The organism is Erwinia sp. AC075 (genome assembly GCF_979253995.1).
The window spans coordinates 3,037,924-3,054,186 of sequence record NZ_CEEDEU010000001.1 but is presented as its reverse complement, the minus strand read 5'-3'; the positions used below and the strand labels follow the sequence as shown (position 1 = coordinate 3,054,186).

Below are 16,263 nucleotides of genomic sequence, written 5' to 3'. Positions count from 1 at the left end.
CAGATTATGTGGTTTGAACATGCGTTGGGAAAAGAGAAGATTAAGTTCATGTTTGATAACTCATTTTCATTGTCGGACTTAGAATTAATTTCATTTTCCTTTAATCATTCAAATGTTCATTTGATTTTTTCAAGCAAAACAATACCTAATAAATTTCCAGAAAAATGGAATGAAGATGGATTTAATTCTTTAGTGCTAAATATTACTCTGTCTGGAATTGTTCAGTTTGAAAGTAAAGGTACTAACGTGATGTTTACTTCAACGCCAATAGTGGAAACAACTAAAGAGTGTTCTATAGTTAAAATTGAAAGTCCGGAGTTATACTTTTATTGCAAAGCAAAATTTTTAACCATTGATGACATAAAACCGTATATTGATGACCGATGGGATTGATTTTTAGATAACAAAGTGCCGGAAGCGATCCCCAATGATCCTTCCGGCTCTATTTTTAGCCTATTACCAAGGACAGCCGCTGCTGCCGGCTATGCTCAATGTCCTTTCTATGCTGTTTTAGCCGTATCTGCTCCCGCCTCAGCCACGTCTCCAGGACGGATAAACCGGGTCAGATAGTCTGGCACAATATGTTGCAGAGGCTGAAAGGCGCTCGCTGGGCATACGATGGTTTTGGGCGGATGACCTGGCGAAAAACCGGGCCAGATGCCGTAGAGCAACATTACCGTTATGACGATGAGCAGCGTATAGCGGAAGTACACTTCACCGGGCATAAAGAGTTCAGCCGCGCAGAATACCGCTACGATGCCTTAGGTCGCCGTACGCATAAAATCCTGCATCGCCACCACAAGCCTGAGGAGACGATTTTCTTCCTGTGGAGCGGCCTGCGGATGGTGGGCGAAAGCAGCAGCTTAACGCCGGATCGCAACACGCAGTATCTCTACAGCGAAGGAAGCTGGGAGCCGCTGGCACGGGTCGACAGCATTGGCGAACAGGCGGATATTTTCTGGTACCACACCGAACTGAATGGTCTGCCAGAGCGGATGACCAACGAAGAGGGTGAAGTGGTATGGCGCGGCCGGTTCTCCACCTGGGGAATGACCGGGCAGGAGAGCAGCGGCGGCTTCCAGTCAGTGCCGCAAAATTTGCGCTTCCAGGGGCAGTACCTGGACAGGGACTAATTTGCGACAGCAAATTTGAACATCGCTTCAGCGATGGCCCCGAAGGGGTGAGGCACCGCAGGTGCCGAATCAACCGGGCTGCATTACAATTTATTCCGCTATTATGACCCAGTGGTCGGTAGGTTTACCCAGCCTGACCCGATAGGGTTGATGGGTGGGTTGAATACTTATGCCTATGTCGGGGACCCGCTTACGTGGGTTGATCCGCTGGGGTTGAGTAAGTGTAATATACACTACGGTGAATTGGATCATTTAGGGCGGCCTACAGGTGTCAGAGCACGTTTAGATGCAAGTGATATAAATACTGGTACACATGCGAATCCTACAATTCAACCACCAGGATTTATTACCGGTGCAGGGTCTAATCGTGCTCGAGGTCATTTACTTGGCCGACAATTAGGAGGCTCTGGCGATGACCCACGAAATCTGATTACTATCCAGCATCGTCCGGTAAATACACCTAACATGAGTGGCGTTGAAGGACGCATAAGAAAGGCACTGGAAAATGGAGAAGTAATTGATATTTCAGTAACTCCGATTTATAAAGGGCCTTCAAGAATCCCCGCAGGGATAACTATTAACACGGAAGGTAACGGCGGCTTCTTTGAAAGTCTCACTCTTCTAAACCCTCCAGGAATGTAACAATGTCTCAATTTGATTTGAAAACTATTTTAATCCCACCTCATTTACCAAGTGAAAATGGGGATAAAGAAGTCTGGCCTCTCATAGATAATAATTTTTCATTTCCAGATGATTATGTTGATTTCACGAAATCATATGGAACAGGAAGAATTGCTGACTTTATCGCGCTTTTCAATCCATTTACTAAAAATGATGATCTCAACTTTTTTGAGCAAAAAAAATTAATTCTAGAAGATTTTAATTACTTGATTGAAGAAGATGCCAACTATTACAAATACACCTTATATCCAAATAAAAAAGGGCTGCTGCCAGTAGGTGTCACTGATAATGGGGACTATTTTTTTTGGGTTGTTTCCAGTACAGAGGACAGCAACTTATGGGGAACAGCTATCGTTGCATCCAGATCTCCAGATGTTGAATATTTTGATGAAAGTATTACATCATTACTGGCTGGGATTTTATCAAAAAAAATAAAACCAGATTCGCTACCCAGTAATTTTCCATATAAACAGATTACTTTCGACCAGATGTAAATTACTGAGGAAGTTGGAGGTGAACTAAGTCGTCCTTCTTTGGTTCTCTTGTTTTAGCCATCGAATAGTGCCACCCACACGCGCATCTTCTGATGGGTTTGTACAACCGCCGCGGCTGCTCAAACTTTTCCTGCTCTTGTCACAGTCGCCTCTCTTAGCGACGGTCAGCGATCAGTACCGGACAGCCGTCCGGTATTCTCAGGCTCACACTCGTTCCCACCTCAAATCTCTTTTCGGCCAGTCTTTATCAGCAATATTATCCTGCGTGTGTGGCGGATGGTGGGCGAAAGCAGCAGCCTTCAGCCTGCGCGCAACACGCAGTATCTCTACAGCGAAGGAAGCTGGGGGCCGCTGGCATGGGTCGACAGCATTGGCGAACAGGCGGATATTTTCTGGTACCACACCGAACTCAATGGTCTGCCCGAGCGGATGACCAATGAAGAGGGTGAAGTGGTATGGCGCGGCCGGTTCTCCACCTGGGGAATGACCGGGCAGGAGAGCAGCAGCGGCTTCCAGTCAGTACCGCAAAATTTGCGCTTCCAGGGGCAGTACCTGGACAGGGACTAATTTGCGACAGCAAATTTGAACATCGCTTCAGCGATGGCCCCAAAGGGGTGAGGCCCCGCAGGTGCCGAATCAACCGGGCTGCATTACAATTTATTCCGCTATTATGACCCAGTGGGCGGTAGGTTTACCCAGCCTGACCCGATAGGGTTGATGGGTGGGTTGAATACTTATAGTTATGTTGGTGATCCGCTTACGTGGGTTGATCCGCTGGGTTGGATGAGTTGTTCGACAGATGCAGCAAAACTCGCTCGGAACTTAGGTCCACAACCTTTAGGAGGAGGGAAATATGATGCCCATCATATTGTAATGTCCAACTCCTCAGATCCTCGTATGGTTGCGTTAAGGAAGCGAATGGACGATCCCAATGATCTTAATATTGATATTAATAATTAAAAAAATGGTGTTTGGCTGCCAAATACACGAGCAGATCGTATTGATGGTACATTTACAACTGCTCATAAAGGTAATGGCATACATGGTAATGCTTACAAACAATATATTTATGACAAATTGATTAATAGCCAGACGGATAAAGATTTCCTTGCTGCTCTTAAATCAATCAAAAGTGAACTCGCAAGCGGAAAGGTCTTTTCCCTTGCTAGTGGTAAAGTTCCAGTTTTATAAAAAGGATGCACAAAATGCAAGAAATAGCAGATAATATTAAGAAAAAATTAAAGGACATATCGTCTCTTTTATGTTCAGAAGATATTATATCAAGTCAAATTACTTCCATTAATAATAACGAAGAAAAAATTTTATCATGGTCTAAACTAAATGCGTTTAGTGTGATGCCTTTTTATAACGAACTAACAGGTTTTAAAAGTGGAGAGATGCAATACAAGGAACCAAAAAATAAAAAAAACGTATATTGTTATCTTTCAGATAATGGAGTAATTAATAAAATATTAAGCTATAACTCTAAAGGATTTGTAGAGGATATTTCATATGTTATTAGAAAAAATAATAGTGCATTAGAAATAAAGCAAGATGTTAATGGTGAGAATTTAGCTATTTCTCAAGTTTTTTTGGATGAAGAAGGTAGACCTGTAGAGGCTTACTACGTAAACGATGATGATAATGTTTCAGGTTATCATTACTTTTACGAAGAAAATATTATAAATAAAATTTTAACAGTGAGCAATAATTCCCCACTGCCTTATGTGATTTTATCATGCGTATACGATGAAGAAAAAAATATAAAAGAAATATATTTTGAGAATAAAGGTGGTAAAGTCAACGTCTTCCCAAGGTAATTTTATATTAATAATAATTAGAAAGTAATTTCATCTTAATATGGAAGAAAATACCAAGTTATATTCAGAGAACATAGTCTCCGGCAGCGCCTGCTCCCTCTCTTGCTACTGTTCAAGGTATGCCAGTTGCCATTTCCCACATCAGCTGAGATCGCGCCAGCGATCTTATGGCCTCGCACGGCTATGCTACCGGCCTGACCGTGGAATACCAGTGGCAGCCCGGCCGCGATCCGCGCTACTGGCGCGTCACCGAATATCAGGTGCTGGGAGAGGCGCGCAACTGCCTGGAGCACTGGCTGATTGATGCCGACGAACGGGATCGCAGCGCGACCGTGACCTGCTTCTCCGGCGGCACCACGCAGCACCGCTGGGACGCGCTCTGTCGCATCACCGACTATACCGACAGCTAGGGGGCGCACTGGCACTGGCACTGGTGCTGGGCAGAGCAAGGCGATCTACTGATGGCCAAGCACGAGCCGGGCGACTGGATCTTGCAGTATAGCTACGACGAGCGCGCTAACCTGACGATGGTGCGCGATCCGGCGGGCCGGACGATGCTGACCACCTAGCATCCGTCATTCGCCTTCCCGGTGAAGGAAGTGCAGCCCGACGGCGCGGTCTGGCAGTATCAGTACAACGCCACCGGAGACGTGGTGGCCATAACCGATCCGCTCAACGGCGCCACGCGGTTTGCCTGGAACGACAGGGGCGACCTGCTGACGCGCACCGACGTGCTGGAGAACACGCACCGCTTCTGGTGGAACGAAAGCGGGCAGATGACGCGCGACGGGGACTGCTCCGGCAATCAGAGCGTGCGCATTTACGACGACGCGGGCAGGCTGCTGAGCGAGACGGATGCGGAAGGCAACACCACGCGTTACCGCTGGAGCGCGGCGGGACGGTTGCAGTGCCTGACGCGTCCCGACGGTCGCGCAACCGACTATGAATATGGCGCCGCCGGAATGCTGACCGGCGAGAACATTGACGGCTTTTCGGAACGCAGCGTGCCCCGCAACGTGCGCGGGCAGATCGTCACCGAAACCGATCCGGCGGGGCATAAAACCCGCAGGCAGTTTGAGTATAACAACGGCGAGCGGCTGCTGGCGCAGACCGACTGGGCGGGACGGCGCAAGAGCTACCGCTATGACGCGCCGGGCCGCCGCACGCATAAAATCCTGCATCGCCACCTCAAGCCGGAGGAGACGATTTCCTTCCTGTGGAGCGGCCTGCGGATGGTGGGCGAAAGCAGCAGCTTAACGCCGGATCGCAACACGCAGTGTCTGTACAGCGAAGGAAGCTGGGAGCCGCTGGCACGGGTAGACAGCATTGGCGAGCAGGCGGATATTTTCTGGTACCACACCGAACTGAATGGTCTGCCCGAGCGGATGACCAACGAAGAGGGTGACGTGGTATGGCGTGGCCGGTTCTCCACCTGGGGAATGACCGGGCAGGAAAGCAGCAGCGGCCTCCAGTCAGTGCAGCAAAATCTGCGCTTCCAGGGGCAGTACCTGGACAGGGACTAATTTGCGACAGCGAATTTGAACATCGCTTCAGCGATGGCCCCGAAGGGGTGAGGCACCGCAGGTGCCGAATCAACCGGGCTGCATTACAATTTATTCCGCTATTATGACCCAGTGGGCGGTAGGTTTACCCAGCCTGACCCGATAGGGTTGGCGGGTGGGTTGAATACTTATGCTTATGCGCCGAATCCGCTGAACTGGGTTGATCCGCTGGGGTTGATGAAATGCTCGGTTGCACCAAAAGGAAGGAAAGTTAACCGAACGGTTTACAGATTTGAAGAACCTGACAGAATGAGCACAACGTGGACAACCCATAAATGGAATATCAAAGCCTCGCATAGATATACAGATGAAGGTTTAGGTGGTGTCTATGGTGCAAACTCACGTAAAACCGCGCTTTCTGAAGTAACCCACTGGGATGTTGATCTGTCAAACAGAGTATTAATTAGTAAAAACGTGCAATTAAATAATGTATTAGACCTGACTCGTTCGGGTGTGAGAGATAAATTGGGTGTTTCTTTAAGTGATATTACAGGTAATGATTACAGCATCACTCATCAAATCGGAAGTTGGGCTAAGGAGCAAGGGTATGATGGCATACTTGCTCCATCAGCAAGAAATTCAACTGGTTCTAACTTAATATCATTCGGAGGATTTTAGATATGCCATCCTTAGAACACCATTACGCTGGTGATAAAAAGTGGAAAAGTTATTCTGATTTTTATGCTGAAGATTATTTAGATGATAATGCTCGCCTACTTTCTGAAAAATTAGATGGTCATTTGGATTTGGCTGTGATTATTTATGGGAAAAGAGGAATAAAAGAGGCCTTATGGTGGATAGAACGAGAGGTACCAGCATTAGAAGGAATAAAGCCAGTTGATTGCCTTAAAAATCCTGAACTATTAAAACGTCTTCGAGAATGTGTGATGAGAATGTCTTAAATAATTTAATTAAGATAAGCTGGGAGATAACCCATAGATCTTTCCTGGTTTATTATTGACTTGAGCCTGTAATGACAGTGCTTGTTGTTAGGGGGGGATCTATTATCGCAGCTTTGAAGTCATACCTTCTAATGACGCAGCCAGGGCATCGGGGATCAGAACTTCAAGCTCACATTATTTCCGTTTCATAGCAGTGCAGAAGAATTATGTCTATGAAGTACGATTTAAAAAAGGCAGGTAATTACAACCTGAACGGATAGTACGATCCTGAGGGTGGGCAGATTGCGTAGCCTGGCCCGATAGGGTTGGCGGGGGGATTAGATCAGTACGCTCACGCACCGAATTCGTTGAGTTGGGTTGATCCGCTGGGGTTGAATCGGTGTAATCCAAGAACTGCTTCAGGAAAAGGAAGCAATATTAAAGGAAAATGGTTAAGGGGAACTCACGGTAATGCGGGCTTATTCCCATCGTCAGTAGCCGACAAACTTCGTGGAAGACAATTCAAATCGTTTGATGACTTTAGAGAAAATGTCTGGAAAGAGGTAGGAAATGATCCTAATCTTTCTCAGCAGTTTAGACATTTCAAATGTTACAAGGATGAAAGGTGGAAGAGCATCAATAGCCTATGATACCCAATGGAATGGAAAAAATAGATCTTATGTTATTCACTCTAGGACACCTATGCAGCATGGTGGTGGTGTCTATGATCTTGATGATTTAATAATTGCAACTCCAATATATCATCTTGAAGTGTTGGATCGTACTTATCATTTTTGAGGTTAAATATGCAAAGACAAGAGCTGATCGAGTTAATAAAAAATACAGCACAGTGAGGACAGAGAGGAAGAGGCAGATAGTGATATTGATTACCTTTGCAATAATTTTATGTATCCTCATGCAGAAAATTATATCCTCTCAGAGGATTTTAGCGCTGAACAAATAGCGGATAAAATATTAGAATATAAACCTATACAATTATAATAATAAGCCGGGATCTATCCCTCGACTCTTCCGGCTTTATTTTAGCGGCTAACCTGAGCCAGCAATAACTGCGCCTGATGTCGGTCATGATTATTACCCGGTTGAGTCGCTCACCATACGCCAGCTCACGACAGTAGGGGGCCAGCACAACACCTTCAGGCTAGATGGAGTACCCATACCAAAACTTGTTTCCATCACCTAGCTCGTTGCGCTCCCAAAATCCCTCCGGCTTTTTACTTTTAGCCACGTCTCCAGGACGGATAAACCGGGTCAGATAGTCTGGCACAATCTGTTGCAGAGGCTGAAAGGCGCACGGTGGGCATACGATGGTTTTGGGCGGATGACCTGGCGGAAAACCGGGCCAGATGCCGTAGAGCAGCATTACCGCTATGACGATGAGCAGCGGATAGCGCAAGTCAGCTTTAGCGGGCATAAGGAATTCAGCCGCGCAGAATACCGCTACGATGCTTTAGGTCGCCGCACTTAAAATCCTGCATTGTCACCACAAGCTGGAGGAGACGAGTTCATTCCCGTGGAGCGGCCTGCGGATAGTGAGCTAAAGCAACAACTTAACGCCGGAGCCCATTCTTCCGGCTTTATTTTTCTCCGCTAATCTTATCCAAATGCACCAGCGTCTGACGGTTTCTCTAAGGAGGGCGTCGGGGATCATAACAGTGCATCTGCTATGCCTTCACCGAAGTCCATCCAAAAAAAAGGCACCCCGCAGGATGCCCTTAGTTTTATTAAGCGGCGTTATTTCGCCAGCTTATCCTCGGTGCGCAGATCGAAATCCGACGCATCGTGGCGTTCATGCAACTGCTCAGAAGGCTCACCGAAGGTACGGTTGACGATGCGGCCGCGCTGCACTGCCGGGCGCTGTGCGATTTCATCTGCCCAACGCACCAGGTTTTTGTACGATTTGGCGTCGAGGAACTCCGCTGCGTTATAGACGGTTCCTCTGACCAGCGCGCCATACCACGGCCAGATAGCGATATCCGCGATGGTGTAGTCCTCACCGGCAATATAGCGATGGTTTGCCAGCTGACGATCTAACACGTCGAGCTGACGCTTGGCTTCCATGGTGAATCGATCGATCGCGTATTCGATTTTGACTGGCGCGTAGTTATAGAAGTGACCGAAACCGCCGCCGAGGTAAGGTGCAGAACCCTGTAACCAGAACAGCCAGTTCAGCGTTTCGGTGCGGGCGGCCGGATCTTTCGGCAGGAAGTGACCAAACTTCTCGGCCAGATACAGCAAGATCGCGCCGGACTCAAACACGCGGGTGGCTGGCTTGGTGGAGCAGTCCAGCAACGCAGGAATTTTTGAGTTAGGGTTTACGTCGACAAAGCCTGAAGAGAATTGATCGCTTTCGCCAATGCGGATCAGGTGGGCATCGTATTCCGCATCGTTAACGTTCAGCGCCAGCAGCTCTTCCAGCATGATGGTCACTTTCTGGCCATTCGGCGTACCCATTGAGTACAGCTGCAGTGGGTGCTTGCCCACCGGCAGTTCCGCTTCGTGACGTGCGCCAGCGGTTGGGCGGTTGATGCTGCCCCAGGTGCCGCCGGCTTCTTTGTTCTCTGACCAGACTTTGGCTGGCTGATAATCCTTGGTGCTCATGTCCGAAAATCCCCTTTCTGATAAAAAAATGGCGCATCCTGGAGCAAAGCCCACAGACGTCTCGCCGATGATGGTCTAAAAATAGCTGCTGTCTGCACAAAAAACCAAACGCGGTTGTTACATCGGATGTCAGGTATAGCATCAGGATCTGGCCGGCGTTTATCTTTACGCAGCACTCTTCACACTCTTCAACGGGAATACAGAATGGATGAGCATTATCTGGCAGATCTGAAAGAAGCCGGACTGACACTGACCGAAGATGGACGCGTGTGCTGCTACTGGCAGCCTTCAATGCCTGACTATCACGATAACGAGTGGGGCAAACCGGTGGTGGATGACCGCCGCCTGTTTGAAAAAGTCTGTCTCGAAGGTTTTCACTCTGGCATGTCGTGGCAGCTGATTTACAACAAGCGGGAAAACTTCCGTCGCGCCTTTAAGGATTTTGATTTCCATGCCGTGGCGCAGTTCAACGACGAGGACGTTGCCCGTTTGCTGGAAGATAAAAGCATTGTCCGCAATCGCGCCAAAATTCTTTCCACCATCAACAATGCGCAGCGGGCCATCGAACTGATTGAAGAAGCCGGATCGCTGGCGGCGTTTTTCTGGCAGTTTGAGCCGCAGCCGGGCGAACGGCCTCATACCGTCGATCTGGAATACTGGCAGAATGCCAAAACCTCACCCGAATCGGTGCGCATGTCCAAAGCGTTGAAAAAACGGGGCTGGACGTGGGTGGGGCCGGTGACCACCTATTCGCTGATGCAGGCGTTAGGGCTGATTAACGATCATCTGGCGGGCTGCCAGTGCAGGGACAAGTTCGAGCAGCAGCGCGAAGCCCTCAACCGCCCGCTGTAATCAGGCCAGCAAAAAGATTATCAAGAGGTCAGGCCAGTGTAGAACCCGGAACCCCGCCGCAAAATGGCTGAAAAAAACAGCAGCTGAGGCCATCTGGTTTCGCTGCGCTACGCATTTATGGGGATAACGCGGCGTTCTGCATTGTTTATAACCGCCGGATCGGCGAAAATGCCGGCCATTGATGATTAATCGCCTGTGAAATTGCCCCCGCGCCGTCTGCGCAGCGGCAGCACAGCACCAAACAGAGTTTTTTCATGTCTAATGCACCCTTTATGCAAGAGGTGGCTCGTCGCCGCACTTTTGCCATCATTTCTCACCCGGATGCCGGTAAAACCACCATCACTGAAAAAGTGTTGCTGTTCGGACAGGCTATTCAGACCGCCGGTACGGTAAAAGGCCGTGGCTCTAACCAGCACGCCAAATCGGACTGGATGGAGATGGAAAAGCAGCGTGGTATCTCAATCACCACCTCCGTGATGCAGTTCCCGTACCGCGAATGCCTGATTAACCTGCTGGATACGCCGGGACACGAAGACTTCTCCGAAGATACTTACCGTACGCTGACGGCGGTCGACTGCTGTTTGATGGTGATCGATGCCGCAAAAGGCGTTGAGGATCGTACCCGCAAGCTGATGGAAGTGACCCGTCTGCGCGACACGCCGATCCTGACCTTTATGAACAAACTGGACCGCGATATCCGCGATCCAATGGAAGTGCTGGATGAAGTGGAAAGCGAGCTGAAAATTGCCTGCGCGCCGATCACCTGGCCAATCGGTTGTGGCAAGTTGTTTAAGGGTGTTTACCACCTTTATAAAGACGAAACCTACCTCTACCAGAGCGGTAAAGGGCGCACCATTCAGGACGTGCGTATCGTGAAAGGGCTTAATAACCCGGATCTGGATGCCGCCATCGGTGAAGAGCTGGCCGTTCAGCTGCGTGAAGAGTTAGAGCTGGTGCAGGGCGCTTCCCACGAGTTTGATAAAGAACAGTTCCTCGCCGGCAAGCTTAGCCCGGTATTCTTTGGTACTGCACTGGGTAACTTTGGTGTGGACCATATGCTGGATGGCCTGTGCGACTGGGCACCGTCGCCAATGCCGCGTCAGACCACGCTGCGCACCGTGACTGCGGCCGACGAGAAGTTCACCGGCTTCATCTTTAAGATCCAGGCGAATATGGATCCAAAACACCGTGACCGCGTGGCCTTTATGCGTGTGGTGTCCGGTAAATACGAAAAAGGCATGAAGCTGCGTCAGGTCCGTTTGGGCAAAGACGTGGTGATTGCCGATGCGCTGACCTTTATGGCCGGTGACCGTTCGCACGTTGAGGAAGCCTATCCGGGCGATATCATCGGGCTGCACAACCACGGCACCATCCAGATCGGCGATACCTTCACTCAGGGTGAAAACATGAAGTTCACCGGGATTCCGAACTTCGCCCCTGAGCTGTTCCGTCGTATTCGTCTGCGCGATCCGCTTAAGCAGAAGCAGTTGCTGAAAGGCCTGGTTCAGCTGTCGGAAGAGGGCGCCGTGCAGGTGTTCCGTCCGGTACACAACAACGATCTGATTGTCGGCGCCGTGGGTGTGCTGCAGTTTGAAGTGGTTGTAGCGCGCCTGAAGAGCGAATACAACGTGGAAGCCATCTACGAAGCGATCAACGTTTCAACCGCGCGTTGGGTTGAATGCAGCGATGCCAAGAAGTTTGATGAGTTCCAGCGTAAAAACGAAGTGAACCTGGCGCTGGATGGCGGGGATAACCTGACCTACATCGCGCCGACCATGGTAAACCTGAACATTACTCAGGAACGTTATCCTGAAGTGGTGTTCCGCAAAACGCGCGAACACTAACAGATAATCAGGTCTGGTCTATACTGGAAAAAGCGATGCAATATGCATCGCTTTTTTTTCGCCTTCCTCTCCACACCGCTTTCCGCCCCCCGTTTTTTACAGACTGCTCTTAAAAAACCTGCTTTTTGTGCATTTATCCATCATATCAACCACAAGCGGCGGTGAAATCCTGACGAGCGTCTATATTTAATCTCAACGGACGCAAAATATGCGGCGGTAAGCTGCAACGTCTCTCCTACTGCAGTCACGCCGTTTGTGACTGAAACCTCACAGTTGTGAGTGCAAAACACATGAAGAAGGAATAATCGATGAACACGACTAAGATTACTAAAACTCTGATGGCTGTACTGGTAGGTTCTGCACTGGTAAGTGGTTCTGCAATGGCAGAAGACACCATGATGAACAAAACGCAGAATGCTGCTGACAACGCGGGTTCCAAAATCGATAGTTCAATGAAATCAGTCGGTGGGTACATGGATGACAGCGGCGTGACTGCCAAGGTGAAAGCCGCTCTGGTAGACAACGACGCAATCAAAAGCACAGACATCTCTGTTAAGACCCATTCAGGCGTCGTGACGCTTAGTGGTTTTGTACCGTCGCAGGATCAGGCCGAACTGGCTGTTGCGGCGGCCAAAAAAGTCGAAGGCGTTAAATCTGTTAGCGACAAACTACACGTAAAAGACAGCACTAAAGCCAGCGTCAGCGGTTATGCCGGTGATACGGCAACGACCAGCGAAATTAAAGCTAAACTGTTAGCTGACGACATCGTGCCATCACGTAACGTGAAAGTTGAAACCACCAACGGTGTTGTCCAGCTTTCCGGTACGGTGAAAAGCCAGGCGCAGTCTGAACGTGCCGAAAGCATCGCTAAAGCGATTGATGGTGTGAAAAGCGTTAAAAACGATCTGACTGTGAAGTCATAAAGCAGTCGCGGACCGGCTGATAACAGGACGGTCCGCAACTGAAATGTTTGAAGAAAATAATCCACTTTCGCCGGTTTCGGCAGAGTAAATAAATCAGGCAGTTTGATTTTCTACATATAGGGTAAGGAGAAGCTTATGTTTCGTTGGGGCATTATTTTTCTGATTATTGCGCTTATCGCAGCAGCGTTAGGTTTTGGTGGTCTGGCTGGTACAGCCGCTTGGGCAGCTAAAATCGTCTTCGTTGTCGGTATCATTATCTTCCTGATCAGCCTGTTCACCGGCCGCAAGAAGTTATAGATCCAATAACAGATGTTTCAATGAAGGCCAGTCACTGACTGGCCTTTAGCATTTCTGGCTTTACACATTCTGCCGCAAAAAACGGCAAACAGTTACCGTCCATCCAGGGTATCCTCCGGTCTTCAACTCCCTCAGAGGATCTCACCATTGGGCAAGCGCATCCCTATAACCCTCGGCAATATTGAGCCGCTGGCGTTAACCCCTTTTCGTCCGGGCAAACTGGCCCTGGTCTGCGAAGGCGGCGGGCAGCGCGGGATCTTTACTGCCGGCGTGCTGGATGAATTCCAGCGGGCAAAATTCAACCCCTTTGATTTGATGCTGGGCACCTCTGCCGGGGCGCAGAATCTCTCTGCCTATGTCTGCGGACAGCCGGGCTATGCCCGCAGAGTGATCACCCGTTACACCACCAGTAAACTGTTTTTCGATCCGTTGCGCTTTGTGCGTGGCGGGCACCTGATCGATCTCGACTGGCTGGTGGATGTCACCTCTCAGGAATTCCCGCTGGCGATAGAAGCCGGTGAGAAGATGTTCTCCGCAGGCCGCGAATTCTATATGTGCGCCTGCCGCAGCGACGATTATTCGCCGGGCTATTTTGCCCCGACCGCCGCCAACTGGATGAACATCATTAAGGCTTCCAGCGCCATTCCGGGTCTGTATCGTCCCGGCGTGGATATGGACGGCATCAGCTATCTCGATGGTGGGATCAGCGATGCCATTCCGGTGCGTGAAGCAGCGCGTCGCGGGGCCGATACTATCGTGGTGATCCGCACCGTTCCTTCGCAGATGACCTATACGCCACAGTGGCTGAAGCGCATTGAGCGCTGGCTGAGCGACAGTGCGCTGCAGCCGTTGGTCAATATCATGCATCTGCATGAAGACAGCTACCGCGAGACGCAGGACTTTATTGACAATCCGCCGGGTAATCTGCGGATTATTGAGATCTTCCCGCCGCATGCGCTCGCCAGCATGGCGCTGGGCAGTCGCGTGGCCTCGCTGAATCAGGATTATCATCTGGGACGCCGTTGCGGCCGCTATTTCCTCGCCACCGTGGGGCAATGGTTGCAGGAGAATGAGACGCTGCTGAGTACCAAACCGGTGGTGCCACCTGCGCCGGTGGCCAACGAACCGGTGCGGGATGGCGTGATTCTCGATCCACTGGCGGGCAACGATGCCGATTACGATAAGGGTTCGCTGGCATGACACCCACGTTTATCGATACCCATTGTCACTTCGATTTTGCGCCGTTTTCTGGCAACGAAGAAGAGAGCCTGCGTCTGGCGGCAGCGGCAGGGGTGGAGAAAATCATTGTGGTCGGCGTGTCGGCTGACCGCTTCGCAGGCGTAATGGCGCTGGCAGAGCAATGGCCACCGCTATATGCCGCGTTGGGTACCCATCCGATGGCTATCGCGCAGCATGATGATTCACATCTGGACCAGCTGGAAGCGGTGCTGAAACAGCGGCCGAAAAAGCTGGTGGCGATCGGCGAGATCGGCCTCGATCTGTTTATCGACAATCCCCAGTTTGATAAGCAGGAGCGGGTGCTGGATGCGCAAATCCGGCTGGCAAAGCAGTACGATCTGCCGGTGATCCTGCACTCCCGCCGCACCCACGATAAGTTAGCCCTGCATCTGCGACGCCTCGATCTTCCTCGCCGTGGCGTGGTGCACGGCTTCGCCGGCAGCGAACAGCAGGCGCTGGCCTTTATCCGCGCCGGCTATGCCATCGGTGTGGGCGGCACCATTACCTATGAACGCGCCAGCAAAACCCGCAATACCATCGCACGGCTGCCGCTGACCTCGCTGCTGCTGGAAACCGACGCGCCGGATATGCCGCTGCAGGGCTTTCAGGGTCAGGCCAATCGCCCCGAGCGGGTAAAGAACGTCTGGCAAAGCCTGTGCGAACTGCGGGAAGAATCCCCGCAGGAAATAGCCGAAACCCTTCTTGAGAACACCCGCACTCTTTTTCAGCTCTGACTGGCTAAACTCTTAAAGTCCCCTGCGAGACGGTGCGCCTTTGGCCTGCCGGGTCTACTGTCATCTGCATCTGCTACACTGAACGATGAATGTTATAATTATAACATTTTCTGATGATGTCAGCTAAAATCAGGCTCTGTTGCGCAACAATGGCCGTATCGGGCAGGTTAATAGGCTATTTATGTGATATTAATCACATTGCATGTACAATGCTTGCAACAGTAATTCCCTGTTCGTGAATTTCATCACGGAAGTGGCTCAGCCTTTTCCGTTATTATTTTAACATCACAGCCCTTCGCGGGCTCAGGCGGAAGGAATTCTTGCCCGGCATCCGGGAAGCCGCCTTAAACCTTGTCTGGAGAACAGAATGACTGACGTAACCGCAGCGGCCGTACGTGCCCTGAAACTGATGGATCTGACCACGCTGAATGATGACGACACCGATGCGAAAGTGATCGCGCTGTGCCATCAGGCAAAATCCCCGGCGGGCAATACCGCGGCGATCTGCATCTATCCGCGCTTTATCCCGATTGCCCGTAAAACGCTGCGCGAGCAGGGCACGCCGGATATCCGCATTGCCACCGTCACCAACTTCCCGCACGGCAACGACGACAAAGAAATTGCCCTGGCAGAAACCCACGCGGCGATCGCCTACGGGGCTGACGAAGTCGACGTGGTGTTCCCTTACCGCGCGCTGATGGCCGGTAACGAAGAGATTGGCTACGAGATCGTGAGCGCCTGTAAAGAAGCCTGCGCCGAAGCCGACGTGCTGCTGAAGGTGATTATCGAAACCGGCGAGCTGAAGGATGCGGCACTGATCCGTAAAGCCTCTGAAATTGCCATCGAAGCGGGCGCTGACTTTATCAAAACCTCCACCGGTAAAGTGCCGGTCAATGCCACCCCGGAAGTGGCAAAAATCATGCTGCAAGTGATTGCTGACAAAGGCGTTAAGCACCAGGTGGGCTTCAAGCCGGCTGGCGGCGTGCGTACCGCGGACGATGCGGCAATTTACCTGAAGCTGGCCGATGACATTCTCGGCAGCGACTGGGCCGATGCCCGTCACTTCCGTTTTGGTGCGTCCAGCCTGTTAGCCAGCCTGCTGGAAACGGCGGGTCATGCTGGAGCCAAGAGCGACTCCGCTTACTAGTCTGACTGGCGACCCCGCCAACCTCAGCCGCAAG

General features: G+C 50.5%; 17 protein-coding genes and 3 pseudogenes. 18 read left to right on the top strand and 2 right to left on the bottom strand.

The features are described from left to right. Nucleotides 1-6: 6 nt before the first annotated feature. The 6 genes and pseudogenes from AC0IXH_RS14455 (at nt 7) to AC0IXH_RS14430 (ending at nt 4,538) form a co-directional block, all read left to right on the top strand. The gene (locus AC0IXH_RS14455) at nt 7-393 is read left to right on the top strand and encodes an Imm50 family immunity protein (protein WP_471720600.1); all 387 of its coding nucleotides are present in this window, start codon (nt 7-9) and stop codon (nt 391-393) included. Nucleotides 394-542: 149 nt separating this feature from the next. Beyond that, a pseudogene (locus AC0IXH_RS14450) lies at nt 543-1,775 on the top strand (DNA/RNA non-specific endonuclease); the annotation flags it as partial. Between the two features lie 2 nt (nt 1,776-1,777). Then, nucleotides 1,778-2,308: an SMI1/KNR4 family protein gene (locus AC0IXH_RS14445; protein WP_471720599.1), complete on the top strand. Its 531-nt coding sequence runs from the start codon at nt 1,778-1,780 to the stop codon at nt 2,306-2,308. Between the two features lie 273 nt (nt 2,309-2,581). Beyond that, nucleotides 2,582-3,088, top strand: a pseudogene (locus AC0IXH_RS14440) (RHS repeat-associated core domain-containing protein); the annotation flags it as partial. A 425-nt stretch (nt 3,089-3,513) separates the two neighbouring features. Further along, nucleotides 3,514-4,128: a hypothetical protein gene (locus AC0IXH_RS14435; RefSeq protein ID WP_471720598.1), complete on the top strand. Its 615-nt coding sequence runs from the start codon at nt 3,514-3,516 to the stop codon at nt 4,126-4,128. Between the two features lie 167 nt (nt 4,129-4,295). Beyond that, the gene (locus AC0IXH_RS14430) at nt 4,296-4,538 is read left to right on the top strand and encodes a hypothetical protein (RefSeq protein WP_471720597.1); all 243 of its coding nucleotides are present in this window, start codon (nt 4,296-4,298) and stop codon (nt 4,536-4,538) included. Between the two features lie 165 nt (nt 4,539-4,703). Here AC0IXH_RS14430 and AC0IXH_RS14425 read toward each other — a convergent pair whose 3' ends face one another. Then, on the bottom strand, nt 4,704-4,877 hold the full coding sequence (locus AC0IXH_RS14425; protein WP_471721177.1) for a hypothetical protein: 174 nt from the start codon (nt 4,875-4,877) through the stop codon (nt 4,704-4,706). Nucleotides 4,878-5,477: 600 nt separating this feature from the next. Here AC0IXH_RS14425 and AC0IXH_RS14420 point away from each other — a divergent pair. The 5 genes and pseudogenes from AC0IXH_RS14420 to AC0IXH_RS14400 form a co-directional block, all read left to right on the top strand. Further along, nucleotides 5,478-6,308, top strand: a pseudogene (locus AC0IXH_RS14420) (RHS repeat-associated core domain-containing protein); the annotation flags it as partial. Nucleotides 6,309-6,310: 2 nt separating this feature from the next. Next, a complete protein-coding gene (locus AC0IXH_RS14415) occupies nt 6,311-6,592 on the top strand; it encodes a hypothetical protein (protein ID WP_106381745.1) in 282 nt (93 codons plus the stop codon). 305 nt (nt 6,593-6,897) lie between these two features. Continuing rightward, nucleotides 6,898-7,221 carry a hypothetical protein gene (locus tag AC0IXH_RS14410; protein ID WP_471720596.1) on the top strand — a complete coding sequence of 108 codons (324 nt, stop codon included), beginning with the start codon at nt 6,898-6,900 and terminating at the stop codon, nt 7,219-7,221. Continuing rightward, complete coding sequence (locus tag AC0IXH_RS14405; RefSeq protein WP_346566936.1) at nt 7,142-7,369, top strand: hypothetical protein; 228 nt, start codon at nt 7,142-7,144, stop codon at nt 7,367-7,369. The genes AC0IXH_RS14410 and AC0IXH_RS14405 overlap by 80 nt, the downstream gene beginning before the upstream one ends. 544 nt (nt 7,370-7,913) lie before the next feature. Then, nucleotides 7,914-8,060: a hypothetical protein gene (locus AC0IXH_RS14400; RefSeq protein ID WP_346566937.1), complete on the top strand. Its 147-nt coding sequence runs from the start codon at nt 7,914-7,916 to the stop codon at nt 8,058-8,060. Between the two features lie 266 nt (nt 8,061-8,326). On the opposite strand, the gene yghU is transcribed toward AC0IXH_RS14400, so the two are convergent. After that, a complete protein-coding gene (gene yghU / locus AC0IXH_RS14395) occupies nt 8,327-9,193 on the bottom strand; it encodes a glutathione-dependent disulfide-bond oxidoreductase (protein ID WP_013200637.1) in 867 nt (288 codons plus the stop codon). Nucleotides 9,194-9,397: 204 nt separating this feature from the next. Between yghU and AC0IXH_RS14390 the strand changes: the two genes are divergently transcribed. From AC0IXH_RS14390 to deoC, 7 genes are all read left to right on the top strand, one after another. Continuing rightward, on the top strand, nt 9,398-10,045 hold the full coding sequence (locus tag AC0IXH_RS14390; RefSeq protein ID WP_471720595.1) for a DNA-3-methyladenine glycosylase I: 648 nt from the start codon (nt 9,398-9,400) through the stop codon (nt 10,043-10,045). A 254-nt stretch (nt 10,046-10,299) separates the two neighbouring features. After that, complete coding sequence (gene prfC / locus AC0IXH_RS14385) at nt 10,300-11,889, top strand: peptide chain release factor 3 (protein WP_013200639.1); 1,590 nt, start codon at nt 10,300-10,302, stop codon at nt 11,887-11,889. Nucleotides 11,890-12,197: 308 nt separating this feature from the next. Further along, nucleotides 12,198-12,812: a molecular chaperone OsmY gene (gene osmY, locus AC0IXH_RS14380; RefSeq protein ID WP_013200640.1), complete on the top strand. Its 615-nt coding sequence runs from the start codon at nt 12,198-12,200 to the stop codon at nt 12,810-12,812. Between the two features lie 135 nt (nt 12,813-12,947). Then, a complete protein-coding gene (locus AC0IXH_RS14375) occupies nt 12,948-13,109 on the top strand; it encodes a DUF1328 domain-containing protein (protein WP_013200641.1) in 162 nt (53 codons plus the stop codon). 147 nt (nt 13,110-13,256) lie between these two features. Beyond that, on the top strand, nt 13,257-14,309 hold the full coding sequence (locus tag AC0IXH_RS14370) for a patatin-like phospholipase family protein (protein ID WP_013200642.1): 1,053 nt from the start codon (nt 13,257-13,259) through the stop codon (nt 14,307-14,309). Next, nucleotides 14,306-15,082: a TatD family hydrolase gene (locus AC0IXH_RS14365; RefSeq protein WP_338571391.1), complete on the top strand. Its 777-nt coding sequence runs from the start codon at nt 14,306-14,308 to the stop codon at nt 15,080-15,082. The genes AC0IXH_RS14370 and AC0IXH_RS14365 overlap by 4 nt, the downstream gene beginning before the upstream one ends. A 367-nt stretch (nt 15,083-15,449) precedes the next feature. Next, nucleotides 15,450-16,229 (top strand): deoxyribose-phosphate aldolase, encoded by a 780-nt coding sequence (gene deoC / locus AC0IXH_RS14360; RefSeq protein WP_013200644.1) that lies wholly within the window; start codon nt 15,450-15,452, stop codon nt 16,227-16,229. Nucleotides 16,230-16,263 lie beyond the last annotated feature (34 nt).

Coding starts and splice junctions, on each gene's coding strand:
- AC0IXH_RS14415 (WP_106381745.1), top strand. CDS start 6,311: ATGCCATCCTTAGAACACCATTACGCTGGTGATAAAAAGTGGAAAAGT.
- prfC (WP_013200639.1), top strand. CDS start 10,300: ATGTCTAATGCACCCTTTATGCAAGAGGTGGCTCGTCGCCGCACTTTT.
- AC0IXH_RS14430 (WP_471720597.1), top strand. CDS start 4,296: ATGGCCTCGCACGGCTATGCTACCGGCCTGACCGTGGAATACCAGTGG.
- yghU (WP_013200637.1), bottom strand. CDS start 9,193: ATGAGCACCAAGGATTATCAGCCAGCCAAAGTCTGGTCAGAGAACAAA.
- AC0IXH_RS14375 (WP_013200641.1), top strand. CDS start 12,948: ATGTTTCGTTGGGGCATTATTTTTCTGATTATTGCGCTTATCGCAGCA.
- AC0IXH_RS14400 (WP_346566937.1), top strand. CDS start 7,914: ATGACCTGGCGGAAAACCGGGCCAGATGCCGTAGAGCAGCATTACCGC.
- deoC (WP_013200644.1), top strand. CDS start 15,450: ATGACTGACGTAACCGCAGCGGCCGTACGTGCCCTGAAACTGATGGAT.
- AC0IXH_RS14405 (WP_346566936.1), top strand. CDS start 7,142: ATGATCCTAATCTTTCTCAGCAGTTTAGACATTTCAAATGTTACAAGG.
- AC0IXH_RS14390 (WP_471720595.1), top strand. CDS start 9,398: ATGGATGAGCATTATCTGGCAGATCTGAAAGAAGCCGGACTGACACTG.
- AC0IXH_RS14435 (WP_471720598.1), top strand. CDS start 3,514: ATGCAAGAAATAGCAGATAATATTAAGAAAAAATTAAAGGACATATCG.
- AC0IXH_RS14455 (WP_471720600.1), top strand. CDS start 7: ATGTGGTTTGAACATGCGTTGGGAAAAGAGAAGATTAAGTTCATGTTT.
- AC0IXH_RS14445 (WP_471720599.1), top strand. CDS start 1,778: ATGTCTCAATTTGATTTGAAAACTATTTTAATCCCACCTCATTTACCA.
- osmY (WP_013200640.1), top strand. CDS start 12,198: ATGAACACGACTAAGATTACTAAAACTCTGATGGCTGTACTGGTAGGT.
- AC0IXH_RS14365 (WP_338571391.1), top strand. CDS start 14,306: ATGACACCCACGTTTATCGATACCCATTGTCACTTCGATTTTGCGCCG.